At 46.6% G+C, this 14,519-nt stretch carries 16 protein-coding genes; 10 read left to right on the forward strand and 6 right to left on the reverse strand.

Going from position 1 to position 14,519, the window contains the following annotated elements:
- Window positions 1-196: 196 nt before the first annotated feature.
- Both K7B07_RS13185 and K7B07_RS13190 read right to left on the reverse strand, forming a co-directional pair.
- Window positions 197-2,203: a tetratricopeptide repeat-containing sensor histidine kinase gene (locus K7B07_RS13185; protein WP_223710321.1), complete on the reverse strand. Its 2,007-nt coding sequence runs from the start codon at window positions 2,201-2,203 to the stop codon at window positions 197-199.
- A gap of 46 nt (window positions 2,204-2,249) precedes the next feature.
- Window positions 2,250-2,963 carry a LytR/AlgR family response regulator transcription factor gene (locus K7B07_RS13190; RefSeq protein WP_223710323.1) on the reverse strand — a complete coding sequence of 238 codons (714 nt, stop codon included), beginning with the start codon at window positions 2,961-2,963 and terminating at the stop codon, window positions 2,250-2,252.
- Between the two features lie 350 nt (window positions 2,964-3,313).
- On the opposite strand from K7B07_RS13190, the gene K7B07_RS13195 reads away from it, so the two are divergent.
- The 9 genes from K7B07_RS13195 (at window position 3,314) to K7B07_RS13235 (ending at window position 9,865) form a co-directional block, all read left to right on the forward strand.
- Window positions 3,314-4,087 carry a hypothetical protein gene (locus K7B07_RS13195; RefSeq protein ID WP_223710325.1) on the forward strand — a complete coding sequence of 258 codons (774 nt, stop codon included), beginning with the start codon at window positions 3,314-3,316 and terminating at the stop codon, window positions 4,085-4,087.
- Between the two features lie 139 nt (window positions 4,088-4,226).
- A complete protein-coding gene (locus K7B07_RS13200; RefSeq protein ID WP_223710326.1) occupies window positions 4,227-4,709 on the forward strand; it encodes a hypothetical protein in 483 nt (160 codons plus the stop codon).
- A 44-nt stretch (window positions 4,710-4,753) separates the two neighbouring features.
- Entirely contained in the window at window positions 4,754-5,470 is a 717-nt protein-coding gene (locus K7B07_RS13205; RefSeq protein ID WP_223710328.1) for a hypothetical protein, read from the forward strand.
- Between the two features lie 127 nt (window positions 5,471-5,597).
- Complete coding sequence (locus K7B07_RS13210; RefSeq protein ID WP_223710330.1) at window positions 5,598-6,116, forward strand: RICIN domain-containing protein; 519 nt, start codon at window positions 5,598-5,600, stop codon at window positions 6,114-6,116.
- A 167-nt stretch (window positions 6,117-6,283) separates the two neighbouring features.
- A complete protein-coding gene (locus K7B07_RS13215; RefSeq protein ID WP_223710332.1) occupies window positions 6,284-7,195 on the forward strand; it encodes an OmpA family protein in 912 nt (303 codons plus the stop codon).
- A gap of 48 nt (window positions 7,196-7,243) precedes the next feature.
- Window positions 7,244-7,819 (forward strand): collagen-like triple helix repeat-containing protein, encoded by a 576-nt coding sequence (locus K7B07_RS13220; RefSeq protein WP_223710334.1) that lies wholly within the window; start codon window positions 7,244-7,246, stop codon window positions 7,817-7,819.
- Between the two features lie 23 nt (window positions 7,820-7,842).
- A complete protein-coding gene (locus tag K7B07_RS13225) occupies window positions 7,843-8,544 on the forward strand; it encodes a hypothetical protein (RefSeq protein ID WP_223710336.1) in 702 nt (233 codons plus the stop codon).
- A gap of 496 nt (window positions 8,545-9,040) precedes the next feature.
- Window positions 9,041-9,715 carry a hypothetical protein gene (locus tag K7B07_RS13230; RefSeq protein WP_223710338.1) on the forward strand — a complete coding sequence of 225 codons (675 nt, stop codon included), beginning with the start codon at window positions 9,041-9,043 and terminating at the stop codon, window positions 9,713-9,715.
- 9 nt (window positions 9,716-9,724) lie between these two features.
- Window positions 9,725-9,865 (forward strand): hypothetical protein, encoded by a 141-nt coding sequence (locus K7B07_RS13235; RefSeq protein WP_223710340.1) that lies wholly within the window; start codon window positions 9,725-9,727, stop codon window positions 9,863-9,865.
- A gap of 205 nt (window positions 9,866-10,070) precedes the next feature.
- Here the strand turns inward: K7B07_RS13235 and K7B07_RS13240 are convergent, their stop codons facing one another.
- From K7B07_RS13240 to K7B07_RS13250, 3 genes are read right to left on the reverse strand one after another with little or no spacing between them, the layout of a single operon-like run.
- Window positions 10,071-10,478 carry an RrF2 family transcriptional regulator gene (locus tag K7B07_RS13240; RefSeq protein ID WP_223710342.1) on the reverse strand — a complete coding sequence of 136 codons (408 nt, stop codon included), beginning with the start codon at window positions 10,476-10,478 and terminating at the stop codon, window positions 10,071-10,073.
- Between the two features lie 30 nt (window positions 10,479-10,508).
- Complete coding sequence (locus K7B07_RS13245) at window positions 10,509-11,510, reverse strand: cation diffusion facilitator family transporter (protein WP_223710344.1); 1,002 nt, start codon at window positions 11,508-11,510, stop codon at window positions 10,509-10,511.
- Window positions 11,511-11,520: 10 nt separating this feature from the next.
- Complete coding sequence (locus tag K7B07_RS13250) at window positions 11,521-13,299, reverse strand: LptF/LptG family permease (protein WP_223710346.1); 1,779 nt, start codon at window positions 13,297-13,299, stop codon at window positions 11,521-11,523.
- Window positions 13,300-13,447: 148 nt separating this feature from the next.
- On the opposite strand from K7B07_RS13250, the gene K7B07_RS13255 reads away from it, so the two are divergent.
- On the forward strand, window positions 13,448-14,074 hold the full coding sequence (locus K7B07_RS13255) for a hypothetical protein (RefSeq protein ID WP_223710348.1): 627 nt from the start codon (window positions 13,448-13,450) through the stop codon (window positions 14,072-14,074).
- Here the strand turns inward: K7B07_RS13255 and K7B07_RS13260 are convergent.
- The gene (locus tag K7B07_RS13260; RefSeq protein WP_223710350.1) at window positions 14,071-14,448 is read right to left on the reverse strand and encodes an START-like domain-containing protein; all 378 of its coding nucleotides are present in this window, start codon (window positions 14,446-14,448) and stop codon (window positions 14,071-14,073) included. The two genes, K7B07_RS13255 and K7B07_RS13260, sit on opposite strands and share 4 nt — an antisense overlap.
- Between the last annotated feature and the right edge of the window lie 71 nt (window positions 14,449-14,519).

Below are 14,519 nucleotides of genomic sequence, written 5' to 3' on the forward strand. Positions count from 1 at the left end.
TAAACAGTTTTTAGTGACAAAATTGCTATTCCAATAAACCTACTAACCAAGTAGACTAATAGGGTGGTTTGCAAGGTACAACATATTTTTGGAATGGAAATGTAAAAAAATGGTGAAATCGGAAAAACAGACAGAATTGAGCAGGAAAAAGCGAAAAACGGCGGATCGTTGAGGACGGACAGCTGATCGCTGCTTGCTAGATGGACAGTGTAAAGGAAGCACCTCCGCCGGCTGCCGGCTGAAAGGAGATCTTACATTGGATGGCTTTTGCCAGGTCCCGGATCAGGTGCAGTCCCAGGCCATACCTGGTGCCTACGACCGCATTTTCATTGTAAAGTGCCTCCATCTGTTCTTTATGGATTCCCGGACCATTGTCGGTAATGGTAAGCAGCACCTGATGGCCTTTCTGGCGGACATGCCACCGGATCTGCCCGTCCGGAGTGTCTTGCAATGCCTTTACTGCATTGGCAGTGAGATTGTACATGATGGTTTTCAGATAATCCTCATCCGTACTTACGGACAGTTGTTCGGTGTTTTGAAAACTAACGGCAATCGGGTTGTTAACAGGCAATTGTTTCCGGATGTGATCAAAAAGCCGGTCAACCGGTACCATTTTTTTCTCGGGCGCAAAGCGTTCCATCTGGCTTTTACTCCAGAGCAGCATGGCTTCCATAGTGTCGAGCAGGTTTTCAGCGGAGGCGGTAAGGTCTTTCTGATGCCGCTCGGTGCGTTCCTGATCAAACAGCCCCGGCATTTCTTTTTGCAGGTGCAGGAAGTTGATCAGGTTGATGATGGGACTGCGCAGGTCGTGGCTGAGGATGCCAAAGAACTTTGTTTTCACCTTATTGGCCTCATCGAGCTCATTGTTCAGCAGGAGCAGGGTGGTATTGGTCCTCCGCCGGCTGCGGTTCTGATAAAATAAAAGCCCTCCGATAATAAGAAGGAATGCCGCACCTCCCATCAGCGCCGTCCGGGTACGTCTTGCATTGCTGAGCGCCAGTTTATTGATCTGCAGCTGTTTTTCCCGGGCGTCTATTTCGCGCTGGCTTTCGAGGGATGCGATCTTGTTCTTGCTTTCCTGGGAGTAGAGGGAGTCGCGAAGGTTCAGGTGTGTTTGAAGATATTGATAGGCTGCCGGATAATTGCCTAAAGCAGCCTCTGTTTCTGCAAGTTGTTTTGCAGCGTTGGAGAGGGTTTCCTGGTCTCCGGTTGCATTGCTCATGTTGATGGCCGCAGCGAGGTATCTTTTTGAAAATGCCAGCAGGTCGTTTTTATTTTGGGGTATGGTATCGGGTATAGCCGCACCAACCGCATTCCCAAGCGCCATATCCTTTGCCGCAGTTCCCAGCAACACCAGGTTAGCCACGGCCATTGAATGATCAGGGTTCAGTGCATCCCATAGTTGCTTTGATTGAAGGGCGTACCGGAGCTGTTCTTCTGCGGTAGGAGCAATAAATCCCAGGTTATAATAGATCATTGCTTCCCGCTCTGTGTTATTGGCTTCTTTTACAAGCGGTAATGCCTGCAGAAGATATTGCCGGGCGCGCAGGGTGTCTTTGGCAATGACATAGGAGGTGCCGATGGTGGTCAGCGCCATTGCAATATTGGCAGGATGCCGGTTTTCCCTGGATACGCTATACGCCTTAAACGCGTATTTGAGTGCATCGGTCTGATTTTCCTGCAGGATGTACGTGGTTGCTATGCCATTATAAATAAGTGCAAGCAGATACGGATCATCTAATTTTTCCGCGATCGGCATAGCTTCCTGAAGATAGCGCATTGCCATTAGAACAAGTCCTCTGTTCTGATAGGCGGTGCCGATATTCATCAAAGCGCTGCAGGCACCCTTTTCATTTCCGGTTTTCTTATTGATCGTGTATGCCTCTTCATAGTAATGGATGGCAGAATCATACTTGCTCTGATCGCAAAGATTATTTCCAAGCGAAATACAAAATGCCGCGATGCCCTTATCCCATTTTATTGCTTTGGATTTTGACAACCCCTCCCGGGCGTACTGCATACTTTTCTCTATGTCAATAGGTGCATAGGCCTCACCAATGCGGTATTGCAGTCTTAACTTATCTGTATCGGACCGGGCAACAGATAGCTCCCGCAACATCGAATCAATAGCTGCCAATCCCTGTTTCTGCGCATTCCCGTTTAGAGCAATGCAGGCCAGCATCAGCATTTTCAGTATTCTCATTGGTGTTGGATTTGTTTATAAAATACCGCTTTGTATCGATCCTGTTCTAAGCGATCAGTTGCTGCAGGTCTTCCTTATAGCTCCTTCCGATGGGGAGGGTGATCTCATTGATAAAAATTTCCTGCGGAGTGATCTTGTCAATAAAATGCTTTTGGACCGCATAGCTCCGGTGCACTCTTATAAAGCTTCCGAATGAAGGGGTTTTTAAAAGATTGCCCAGTGATGCCAGCACACAGTACTTCTTCTTCCGGGTAATGATCCCGGTATAATCCTTCAGCGCTTCAAGATATAAGATATCAGCTGCCTTGATTTTTATATGCTCATGCCCGTCCTTTATAAAAATGGTATCGCCGTTCAGACTATGATCCAGCAATGCCGATTTTTTCCGCAGCAGCAGGTATTCTTCCAGCCGTTTCATAGAGGTTGCAAAGCGATCGGCTTTTAATGGCTTAATCAGAAAATCAAGGGCCGCCAGTTCAAAACTTTCCAAAGCATAGTCGGGATAGGAAGTGATAAAGATGCAGGCATCCACCTCCAGCAGTTTTTTTCGCAGCTCAAGACCGCTGATGCCTTCCATATCGATATCGAGCAGCAGTACCTGGGGACGGTCTGCCTCAATCCGGTCAAGCGCGGCTTCCGCACTTTCATATGCACCCTTTACCGTAAGAAAATCATATTTTTTTGCAAAAGAAAGGGTCATCAGCCGGTCGATCTCATTATCGTCCACAACGATGCAGTTATATGTATTTGCGCTGCCCATGTTTACTCAAATTTAATACTTCCTGCCTTTCAAGGATATCTTTTTATATAAGTCATACAAAGATGAAACCAAAAAACGGATTATCCGGAGCTGTTGCATCGCCTTTTTGAGGGATATAAATGAAGTTTTTAAAACGGCGTTTGGTTGCAGCAGCGATACTGAAACGCAGCGGTTGCCGAACAACCGGCGCAGCTTAACGGCGGCCGGGGCCGGATGTTCTGACAGGAAATACAGTGTTTCTGTGATGCAGTGGCTGCGGTCATTCATCGATTCAAAATGCTGTTCGTCTAATCCTGCTTGTGGCTGGGAGTTGCCGGATATAGTTTTGGTAAAAATTAAAAAATCCAAAAATGAAGAAACAGCTCCTGCCCATTCTTTGCATACTACTGGCACTGTTGATGCTGATCGCTGCCTTTTTCTCCTGCAACAAAAAGAATAATGACAGCACCGCGCTGTTGCCCGGTAATATCGAACGCAGTACACAAACCGGTAATGGCATTTCTTACCGGGTCTATGTTCAGAAAGACCGGACAGCTTACAAAGGCATCCTGGTGATGGGGAGCGGTAATGATGAGAACAATCCTTCCCCCGGCAGCATGGAGGGGGGACCGGAGAATGCCCTTTGTCAAAAGGCTGCAGAAAACGGCTATGTGGCGGCCATTGTACAATACCGTAAGGGCCCCGGCACGGCAGACTGGAACAAGAGCGCTGAAATGATGGGTCAGGACTATGATAACTGTATCCGTGCCCTGGCAGCTTCATATGGTATTGATAAGAATAAATCGGTAGTGGGAGGATATTCCTATGCCACGTTTGTTCTTTATACCACAATCGCATACTATAACAACCTGAGCTACTGTAAGGGCCTGCTGGGTGCCTGTGGCGGTACAGACAGGGACAAAATCTCCAAATTTAAGATACCGGTGTTTGCGATCAACTGTGCCGGCAATAATGAAGGCGATAATGTGAACAGCTTTTACGGCAAACCACTGTATGATCAAATACCGGATCATTCGCCTGTAAAACCCAGAAGCGGCGGGGTAACGGATGGTACCTGCAATACACACTGTGCCAAGGCCTGGACGGAGGAGTTGTATAATCAATTGATAAGATGGGCGCCTTAACGGATCGGTTAAATCAAAAGCCAAGGCAGGGAAACCTGTTGCTGTCATTCATTCGCTCTTTTTTAACGCCGGCGCGTGATGGTAACTGATATCGTAATTCATGTAGTACACAATTATTATTCATTAAAAACAAAATAGTATGAAAACAAATTTCAGACGCTTTCTTCTAATGACAGTCGCAGTGCTTTTTTTATTGGCAGCCTGCAAAAAAGAGAATACGGGCCAAAATAGCTCCGATAATAGTTATACCTATGCAAACGGGGGCAACCCTAAAACAGAAAAGATAGCAAAAGCTGCCTGGATACCAGAGGGCAAAGAAATGCGACTGCTCCTTTATAACAGCAGCAATGCAAACGACGGGGTAGAACTATACCTGGAAACCGCCGGACCCAATTTCTCCGCCATACCCGAAGGGTCTTTTACAAACGCTCCTGATAATATAGCCTTCCGCAGTGGCATTCTTTATTACAATAATGGTGATGAAAGCTATACGGTAAACAGCATTGGCAGAAAAATAACCATCGCAAAAGAGGGGAATAACTATAAGCTGAATTTTGAATTCACAAGCAGCATGGGCCTGGTACAAGGGAGCTATAATGGCCCGGTTGAGAGTGCACAATAATAAAAACAGCAAAAAAATCTTGTAAAAATTTAAAAATCAATTGTATGAAAAATTGTCCTTCTATAAGTAAGAACAGCCGTCTATTACTGGCAATCTTCGGCTGCATACTGGCGTTTGGTCTCTTTTCCTGCAAAAAAGATAAAGAGAGTGTTCCCGCCGGGGAGGAGAAGATAAACCTGACTGCCGCTGACCTGGAAGGCTATTATCTGGTTACCGAAAACAATGGCTGGAATCCCCGGATGTCCCTGTTCTATTTTGAAAAAACGGGTGGAAAACTGATGCTGATGCACGACGGTGCAGGCCTGCGGCGGGGGTATGAAGTGGTTGTTAAGGATAATCATTTGAAAATAGGCAGCGATGGACAAACGTTTGATTTTTTATTTGAAAAAACAAGTGAGGGCAGCATGCTGCTCAAATCCTTTTCAGGCAGCGCAAGCCATGCCGAACTGTACAAAAACAGCGAATCTTTCCCCGTAGCGGACAGAACATTCTCCCGTAAATGGGAGCAGGTAAATGGGGTGCTTTATCATATTGGCTTTAACAGCACAAAATTTATTGATGGTATTGCGGGCATCGTTCCGGAAGAAGGATACCCTTACTACACCGTGGGCGGCGGAGCGGGCTGGAAGAGCGATACAGGTCATGGATCTTATTTGGGCGCTGCCGTTTCTTCGTGGAAAGGAAATGGGAAAAAGACGCTGCTGGTAGAAAAACGGGTCAATAACGGCGGATCACCAAAAATAGATGTATATATAAATTGAATGTTTTCATGTTCAAAGCAGCGGTTCCGGTTTTGCAGGATCTATGTGCCTCCCATCCGCGCTGCCCAATAAAAACTTCCCGGGTTTGATCGGGTTGATAAAAACTATTGGTAACAAAAACAAAAAAATGAAATCTCTACAATCCCTCAAATTTCTTACGGCCCTGTTTGTATTCATGCTTTGTGCAGCCTACACCCAGGCCCAATCCGGTCCCGAAGACGGCACTTACTTTATTGTAAATGTAGCCACCGGCCGTGCACTTACCCCGGTTGACGGAGGTATCAACAGTAATACCCGGCTTAAGAAGTTCAACAAAAGCGGCATGCAAAAATGGAAGATAAAAAAATATACAGCAAAAGGCAAAGAAGGGAAAATGATTGTGAGCTACACCATCCAGAATGCGGCATCCGGTTTTTACCTGCGCCCCTATTTTGTGCCGGATAATCATGAAGCCATTCTTTCCGATAAGGATGTCAACAGCAGTTTTTCCATTGAGGCCGATGCCGGAAGCTTTATCATCAAAAGTATAAAAATGGGCGGGGATGCCCTGCACAGCAAAAATACCGGCTTTGACGATGATGAGCCGTGGTTTGGCCCGGATGAAAAAGAGGATGGTTATCGGTGGCAACTGGTAGCGGCGGAGTGAATATTTTCAGGGGAACAGCTTGTGCATAAAGCACCGTTGCCCGGATAAACTGCCATGAGCAACGCATACACGCGATCATCCCTGCGGGATGCGTATCAATCCTGCTGATCTTGTAAGCGCTCTATTTAATAAGTAACACCGCCACAGCGGATAGAATCAATAAACAAATGAAATACATTGTACACCGGTTTGCCGTAACCGCCCTTATGCTGATAATATGCTGCTCCTCCTGCGATAAGCATCAATACATACCTCATCAGCCCGAACTGCTGTTAGGGAGTGGCGCACCCGGACCCGGCCGCGGGGCCCCGGGCGATTTTTACCTGGATACGGAGAACCAGGATCTTTATGGTCCCAAGGGAGAGAAGGACTGGGGCGAACCGGTGAGCCTTATCGGTGCCACCGGCCCGAAGGGAACGCCGGGCAGCGTCATCATAAATGGTACCGGGGTTCCGGGCGCTTCCGATGGCCGGGACGGCGATTATTACCTGGATAAGGAGCAGGCATTGTTATACGGGCCTAAAACAGCTGGGGGCTGGGGCGAGCCGGTAAGCCTGAAAGGCCCAGCGGGCAGCAACGGTACCAACGGTAATACCATATTAAGCGGGCCTTCAGCGCCTTTAAGTACACAGGGCGTTATCGGTGATTTTTACCTGAACACCACCACACTGGAGTTTTACGGACCCAAAACGGCTGCGGGATGGGGTACTCCGATTAATGTGCCCAACCCCGGCTCCGGCTGTGACCTGGTTCTGCCGGCGGTCAGCTTTAAAGCGAGCAGCACGCAGATCTCCAGTGACAACGAAGCGATCCTGGCATCCGTTGCAAATACGTTAAGAACGAATACCGGTTGTAAAGTGGTCGTAAAAGGCGGGTATTGCGGGGATAATCAGCAAAACCTTCAACTGAGCTGGAGAAGGGTAAACGCAGTGATCAGTTACCTGGTCCAGGAACAGGGGATCAGCGGCGACCGGTTTATATTCAAATACAATCAGCCCGGCAGCGACTGCGGTATAGTGGAACTTCAAAGCGGTGCTCCCGGTGAACCCGGAGGAGGGGTCATTCCACCGATGCCCTGAAGGCTGGAGAATCATAAATAAACCTGGTTTTAAAATTTAATTAAAAACATGAAAAAAAATCTCAGACAACTTGTATTGCTGGTATTTGCAGTAGCAGCATTATTAACTGCCTGCAAAAAAGGTGACATTGGCCCAAAGGGCGATAAAGGCGATCCGGGCGCTTCCGGTGCTAAGGGCGACAAAGGAGTAACAGGAGCACAAGGGCCTGCAGGCAATGCCAATGTTTTTTCCAAAACCTTTGACTGGAATAAAATTACCTGGACACACCTCACCGAATATGGAACGAACTATACAATTGCCGATCTAAAAATACCGCAGATAACAGCCGATATTGTGAATAGCGGCGGCGTATTTGTTTATGGCAGCTTATTTTTTGGAGGACAACAGTGGACGGCTTTTCCTACCAGCTACTTGGAATTTGGTGTAACCAGGCATTTTACTTTCAGTATCAATGCCGGCAACGTAAGGGTGCGATACTCCAAATCAGATAATACTTTTCCCTCATCCACAATCGCTATCAAAGTGGTTTTTATGACCGGGAAAGCCGTTGCGCTGGCCGGGCAAAATGGCGTCAATCTGAATAATTACAATCACGTAAAAACAGCATTTCATTTGAACGACTAGAAAAAAGTAATGGACATCGCCTTATGGAAAAGAGCTATAAGATATTGATCCTGTTTTTCACAGTTGTAATGATCCTGTCATTATCGGGTTTCTTTTATACTTATCTGCGGTTTTTTCCGGACTTAGACCGTTTCCCGATGCTGGTCCATATTCATTTCGTTGCTTTTATCTGCTGGTTCTTACTCCTCATCATTCAACCGGTTTTGATCAGGCAGCGGCGATACGGCCTTCACCGTACGCTGGGCAAACTGTCCTGGTTACTGGCGCCGGTGCTGGTAATCAGCATGCTTTTGCTAGTGAAGGAGAAGGTGCAGCGGGAACTGGGTACTTCAGCAGAAACCGCTGCAATGACCGCTTTTATCGGTTTGCTGGATGCGGTGTCTTTTTCGGGTTGCTATGGACTGGCTATGATCAAAAGACGTAATATCCGCTGGCATGTGGCTTTTATCATTGGCGCTACATTGATCGTATTCAATCCCGGCATGTCCCGGTTGTTCAACCATTTTAAGCCAGGTTCAGGCCTTTTGGCTGCTGTTATGTTTCCGTTTATTGTTCCGTTGATCATTATAACCATGGAAAAATTCCGGTTTAAACGACCCGTTCTTGGAAGTCCGTATTTATTGTTTGTACTGCTGTGGCTGGGAGAAGTACTGCTATTGATGACGGTGCCACAAACCGGTTTCTGGAAGCATCTGGTAATAAAATTTGTAAGTCAGAAGCTATAAGACGAATTTTTATAAGATGATTTTGATGTGCTCGTGGAGAACCCTGCAAAGCCCCGTGACGGTGATACGGAACCTCCGGTATGTTCCGTCTTCAAATATACTCAGCGCCATTGGCGCAAGTTCGCTTCCCGATTTTGTGAACAAAAGAGGTGGTTACATCGTGTATAAAAAAAACAGGTCGGGCAATTTGTATCACCCTTGCCTGTTCATATTGATAATAATTTAAGCCTGACATACAATATAACTCTTATCCCCGGCTTAGCAGGAGGAGTTCCCCATATCCAACTGCGGTTTATTCTGTTGTCAGAACTTACTATTATCCTGATTACACAGTCGATCTCACGTACAAATTTATATTTATGATTCCAGGGCAAACTGTGACTTCCAAAGCAAATCAATTAATTCTTCCGAACGGTCAATCTTATTCTGTGCAACAACTGCAAACCATGCCTTACCAGCAGGCAGCAAAACTTTTCAATCTTAAAAATTAAACTTTATGAAACTCATATTTACTTTTTCACTGGCCTGCATTATCCTTTTTTCCTGCAAAAAAAACAACGATGATGCGGCGCCGGACCTCAACATTAACCAGCTGGAAGGGTATGTCATTTCGGGCGCTGTAATAAGAAGCACAGGGTTTACGCCTTTTGCAGCCGAATTTTTACCCGGGCAAAAAGTAAAACTGGGGTACGAAACTTTTTATTATGACAGTAAAGATTATGTTATTGATAAGGATACGTTAAAAGTAACCGATAATATTAAACTGGTTATAAAGAACAATAAAGTAACACATTATTATTACTATTCGAGTAATCCGTATACACCCGGAAGCAGCACCGGTGATTTATCGCTCAACCTGTACAAAAAGCCCGAAGCCAGCAAGCTACAGGGTAAAACATTTACAGGAACTTATTACAACTATCCTGATGGTACGGTGTTGCACAATAGCTTTTATTACAAATTTGCCCAAAACACAAATACACTGGCAGCAGGATTTACAATAGGCACGCCTGTGCGTAGCAACCCCTATATAAATATAGGCAATGTAGCGGCTTTTGCACAGCTTAATAATGATAGAGAGCTGATGGTATGGCACAACGGGCGGCTGCTGGCAAATTATTTTAATAAAGGGGAAAACCGATATCAATATGCCCTATTAAACCCTCAATAAAACAATCTTATGGAAAACAAAAAAAATGAAATTACGGATTACGGTTATCAGCTGTCCTTAAACAAAAATAATAAACAGGATGCTTCTGTAACCCTGTGCAAAGCACATCCAGCCTGGGGTATAACAACTACGGTAAGTATAATGTATTAACCACAATGTACCGGATACGGTGTATGACTATGTAGATTTTGAGCGGCCTATGCCAACATGCACATGCCTTTTAGTTTACGATAGCAAACCGTGAATTTACTCCGGAAAGAGAAATCCATATTTGTATGGTTTTATGAGAAAGGCAGCAGGGGTATCATTACTTCGTCCAGGGAAGAGGCAGGCGATAATGATAAAATGCAGCAGCTCAATCCTTCAGATCGGCAAGAGTCCGGTTCTCCAGTACTTCCAGTGTTACATCCCGCACGTGCTTCATTACATCATGCAGGCCGCAGTGCTTTTCGTCGCAGTTTTTGCAACGCTCGTAAAAGTAAAGACTGACGCAGGGCAGCATGGAGATCGGTCCGTCGATGAGCCGTATTACAGTGGCCATTTTTACATCGGCCGGGTCTTTTTTAAAGAAATAACCACCGCCTTTTCCTTTTTTGCTTTCGAGGATCCCGGCTTTCCTCAGTTCCAGCAATATATTTTCCAGGAACTTTAAAGGGATCCGCTTTTTTTTGGAGATCTCCGAGATCAGCACAGGGCCATCTTTTTGTTTATCAGCCAGGTAGCCCAGCGCTTTAAAGGCATATTGCGATTTTTTTGTGAGCATATATTCAATAACAAATGTTCGGTTATAAAGTTAAGGAACATTCGGCAACCGGTGTCGCTGATTTTGAAGCACATTTCCCAGGGTCCAGGGAATGGTTTTTTCAAATGCCGCTTTCCGGACGGGACAGTCGCTTTTAGAGCAAAGTGAACACTGGAACGGCTGGCAGCCATCGGAGTGTATAAAAAATTCCACCGACTGCCCGTATTTATTCCGGATCAGTGTGGTCAGCTGATCGATTTCATGATGGGCTTCAGCAACATTCAGGTACCAGGGTACGGTAAGGTGACAGTCGATATGCAGCACGCTTCCGTATTTGATGACCCTGAAATTATGAAGGTCGACCCAGTTCTCCCGCCGGTTTTTATTGAGATAGTCGATCATCTGCAGCAGCAGCTGACGATCGGCCTCATCCATGATGCCGGCGATGGAGCGGCGCAGAATGGTATAGGAAGTGTGCAGCAGCAGGCAGGTAAGCAGGATGGCTACGGCAGCGTCGATCCAGTGGAACCCGGTGAAAAAGACCAGGGTCAGGCCCGCGATCACAGCAATGGTTGAGAACGTATCGGTCTGTAAATGTTTTCCGCTCACCTCCAGGGCAATGGATTGGTTCCTTTTTCCGATGGAAATGCAAATGCTTCCCAGCACATAATTAATAAGAGCTGTTGCTCCTATCAGCAGCATACCCAGGTCGAGCTTGTTCAGTGACTGGGGGTGAATGAGCTGTTCGATGGCTTTATAAAGCACCGCCAGTCCGGCAATGCCGATAAGCGTGCCTTCCACGGCGGCCGACAGGAATTCTGCCTTGCCATGGCCATAGGGATGATTCTCATCGCGGGGTTGCGCCGCCAGGTATAAGCTGTAAAGGCCAATAAACCCGGCCACAACATTGGCGATGCTTTCAAGCGCATCGGTAAGTACGGCAACAGAATGTGTAAAAAAGTAAGCAACAAACTTTACGATCAGCAGCAGCAATGAAACCATTGCCACCCATTTCTGGATTTTCAGATTTTGTTGAGCACCCTGGGCTGCCATCGTGTTCCGGTTATGCGGTTTTTTTATTACGGTCTTTTCTTGCTTTTATATACTGCTCGGCTTTTCGTTTTAAGCGGTGATAGAATTCTTTATTGAAAAGATTCGAATCATGCATGGCCTTGTAGGTGAGAAAAGCGCCGATTGGGGCCAGTATAAAGGAAGAGAGCCACATGCCGGAAAAGGGGGTCAGACTTCCTTCTTTGGCCATCTTTTCCCCGGTATTGGATGAGAAATAGAATACCAGGAAGAAGGCAATGGCAAAGATCATCGGCGTTCCCAGCCCGCCTTTGCGGATAATAGAACCCAGGGGGGCGCCGATCATAAACATCAGGAAACAGGCAAGTGCCAGAACAATTTTTTTATGCCATTCGATCTTATACCGGCGGATGGTCTTTTGCTGTTCCTGAATGCTGGTCAGGTTCATATTGGCATTGTCCTTTACAATAGTAATGCTGCTGAGCGCCCGGTCTGTAACATTGGTAAGCGCACTGTCCGGCAGAAGCGCGGTAAAAGTGCCCGCATCCCTTTTCCGGAGCGCTTGTTTTTGGGCCGCGTCTTTTTTGGAACTGTCTTTTTTGGCGGTGCCGCTGTCGCGGGCCGCTTTTTTAATGCTGTCTGTTTTTACGATCGTTGTCCGGGCCAGCGTATCCGGTGCCTTTTTGATACTGTCCCGGGCTGCCGTTCCTGTTTTCCCTTTACGTTTTTTCAGATTCCTGCGGATCCTGGCTGCGGCCCTGGCCGTTTCTGTTTTTTTGTGCAGGGTATCGGCAGGCGGTGGCGGCGGAACAGCCTTTGCTTTTCCGGTAATCGTATCCAGTCCCAAAAAGGCGTCCCGGTTCTTTTTAAAGTTCAGGATGGAATCAGGTAGGGAAACACCTTTAACCACACTGTCCCGGTAAAGGAGCAGGCTGAAATTATTTGCCAGGCTGGTCTGGTAGCGCTCCACTTCTACATTGGTGTATTTTGTCATGGAATCCAGTGCCTTGTCCAGCTGGCGCATACTCAGCACCCGTTCGTTGTTCCGGTTGTTGCTGTCGCTGGATGATTTAAAATTAAACGCGCTGATGTCCAGCTGCATTTTATATTCTTTAAATCCGAGACGGATGTACTCCGTGGCCGAGTCGGACCGGGACCCCCGTTCCTGGTAGCGCGAGCCATCCCGGAAAACGATATCGAGGAAACGCTTGTCCGGAGAGGGTTTCATCAATCCATTCTTTGCGATGATAAAATTATCCTGCAGAGAATAGTTATTGTTCTCAAAAACGATCACATCCCTGATGGTGCTGTCGTCTTTCTCCTTTTTACCGATTTTAATGGCGAACCGGTCCAGTTTATCATAAAAGATACCTTCTTTAATGTCAAAGGCAGGCTTTGCCAGTACGATATCTGCCAGCATGGTGCGCGACTTCAGCTGGGCAACGGGAATGACATAATTGGCAAAAAGAAAAGCACAAAAGCTGATGAAAAGGGTCACACCCACCAGGGGACGCATAAATCTTAAAAGGGAGATCCCCGAGGATTTAATGGCTACCAGCTCAAAGCTTTCGCCCAGGTTACCAAAGGTCATGAGGGAGGAAAGCAGCACCGCCAGCGGTAATGCCAGGGGGATCAGCACCGCGCTCTGGTACCAGATAAACCGTAAAATGGTAAACGCATCCAGCCCCTTGCCTACAAAATCATCGATCCACAGCCAGAAAAACTGCATTACCAATACAAAAAGGGTAATGAAAAAAGTGGCCACAAACGGACCAATGAAAGCTTTAATAATCAGTTTATCTAACTTTTTCAACTGTTTTTTGTTTCTGGTCAATAACTCATCATCAATGGCCAATAGCCCGCACCGTCGCTTTGCAAGGACATCACCGGCTGATTATCTGAATCCAATGTCTGTTGTCTGATCTCCGAAATCTGTTTAATTTGCAAATAACGTATACATAATGGAAGAAACAAAATTAAGCCTTTCCCCAGAGGAGCACGCCATTGTTGCTGATCCTGAAATCATTTTAACAAAGAATGGGGTTTTACAGAAGATCAGGGGAGCGCTGGATGCCCTTTACGGGTGGCAGCTTGAATTTCTAAAGGAAAAGGCTGCCTGGTTTCCCCCGTCGTTGCTGGCAAATAGCGGTAAGGTCTCCAAAGGGGAGAATTATAACGGGTTGCCCTACGTGGTACTGGACTATCCCCGCAATTTCAGACAGGGTCATATTTTTGCGGTCCGGAGTATGTTCTGGTGGGGGCGGCAGGTGAGCACCACCCTGCATGTATCCGGTGAATGGCAGGCTTATTTTTTACCACGGCTGGTCGCCGGGTTTGAGCTGCTGAAAACCGGCCCCTATCACCTCAGTTACAGTGGCAACGAATGGGAACATGATGTGCAGGGAGAGAGCCATCTGCCTTTTACCGAGGTAACTGCCGCACAATGGGAGCTGCTGCTAAAGGAAAAGACATTTATAAAAATTACGGCAGTCGCTCCCATCAGCCAGCTGGAGCGGGCTCCGGACCTCTGGCGGAATGCATTCCGGGAATTAATGGAGTTGCTTGAGGGAAAAATACCCGGCACTTAGTTACCCAGCCGGTGGAAGAGCTCTTTTACCTGGTAGTCCCAAAGCTGGCTCTGATCCTTGATATCTCTTTTTTCAGCAAAATCGGTGATCACGAGAATGGTCTGGTTGGTGATTTCAGATTTATCGATACGGAATTCGAAGTATTCGCTTTTTGGAGCATCCACCCAGTGGAAACGTATAAACCGCTCTTCCTCCTGGTCCACCACCTCTGCCTCTTCATGAGAACCGTTCCACCCGAAATAGAAATGCCCGTTGCGCTCATCCACGCTTTCCGCAAACCACTCACCCAAGCCGTTGGATGTGGCCAAAAATTCGAACAGGATTGTTGGAGAACAACGCACAGGATACTCCAGGGTATATAGCTGTTTACTCATCTCTCGGGTGTGTTTATTGATTCAATTAGCTACAATAATATAAAAATTATCATACTTTCAAAATTTTTTTT

The organism is Niabella beijingensis (genome assembly GCF_020034665.1).
Taxonomy (GTDB): Bacteria; Bacteroidota; Bacteroidia; order Chitinophagales; family Chitinophagaceae; genus Niabella; species Niabella beijingensis.

What these genes read in the sequence shown, in the direction of transcription:
- K7B07_RS13185 (WP_223710321.1), bottom strand. Translation starts at nt 2,203, where the DNA reads ATGAGAATACTGAAAATGCTGATGCTGGCCTGCATTGCTCTAAACGGG.
- K7B07_RS13190 (WP_223710323.1), bottom strand. Translation starts at nt 2,963, where the DNA reads ATGGGCAGCGCAAATACATATAACTGCATCGTTGTGGACGATAATGAG.
- K7B07_RS13195 (WP_223710325.1), top strand. Translation starts at nt 3,314, where the DNA reads ATGAAGAAACAGCTCCTGCCCATTCTTTGCATACTACTGGCACTGTTG.
- K7B07_RS13200 (WP_223710326.1), top strand. Translation starts at nt 4,227, where the DNA reads ATGAAAACAAATTTCAGACGCTTTCTTCTAATGACAGTCGCAGTGCTT.
- K7B07_RS13205 (WP_223710328.1), top strand. Translation starts at nt 4,754, where the DNA reads ATGAAAAATTGTCCTTCTATAAGTAAGAACAGCCGTCTATTACTGGCA.
- K7B07_RS13210 (WP_223710330.1), top strand. Translation starts at nt 5,598, where the DNA reads ATGAAATCTCTACAATCCCTCAAATTTCTTACGGCCCTGTTTGTATTC.
- K7B07_RS13215 (WP_223710332.1), top strand. Translation starts at nt 6,284, where the DNA reads ATGAAATACATTGTACACCGGTTTGCCGTAACCGCCCTTATGCTGATA.
- K7B07_RS13220 (WP_223710334.1), top strand. Translation starts at nt 7,244, where the DNA reads ATGAAAAAAAATCTCAGACAACTTGTATTGCTGGTATTTGCAGTAGCA.
- K7B07_RS13225 (WP_223710336.1), top strand. Translation starts at nt 7,843, where the DNA reads ATGGAAAAGAGCTATAAGATATTGATCCTGTTTTTCACAGTTGTAATG.
- K7B07_RS13230 (WP_223710338.1), top strand. Translation starts at nt 9,041, where the DNA reads ATGAAACTCATATTTACTTTTTCACTGGCCTGCATTATCCTTTTTTCC.
- K7B07_RS13235 (WP_223710340.1), top strand. Translation starts at nt 9,725, where the DNA reads ATGGAAAACAAAAAAAATGAAATTACGGATTACGGTTATCAGCTGTCC.
- K7B07_RS13240 (WP_223710342.1), bottom strand. Translation starts at nt 10,478, where the DNA reads ATGCTCACAAAAAAATCGCAATATGCCTTTAAAGCGCTGGGCTACCTG.
- K7B07_RS13245 (WP_223710344.1), bottom strand. Translation starts at nt 11,510, where the DNA reads ATGGCAGCCCAGGGTGCTCAACAAAATCTGAAAATCCAGAAATGGGTG.
- K7B07_RS13255 (WP_223710348.1), top strand. Translation starts at nt 13,448, where the DNA reads ATGGAAGAAACAAAATTAAGCCTTTCCCCAGAGGAGCACGCCATTGTT.
- K7B07_RS13260 (WP_223710350.1), bottom strand. Translation starts at nt 14,448, where the DNA reads ATGAGTAAACAGCTATATACCCTGGAGTATCCTGTGCGTTGTTCTCCA.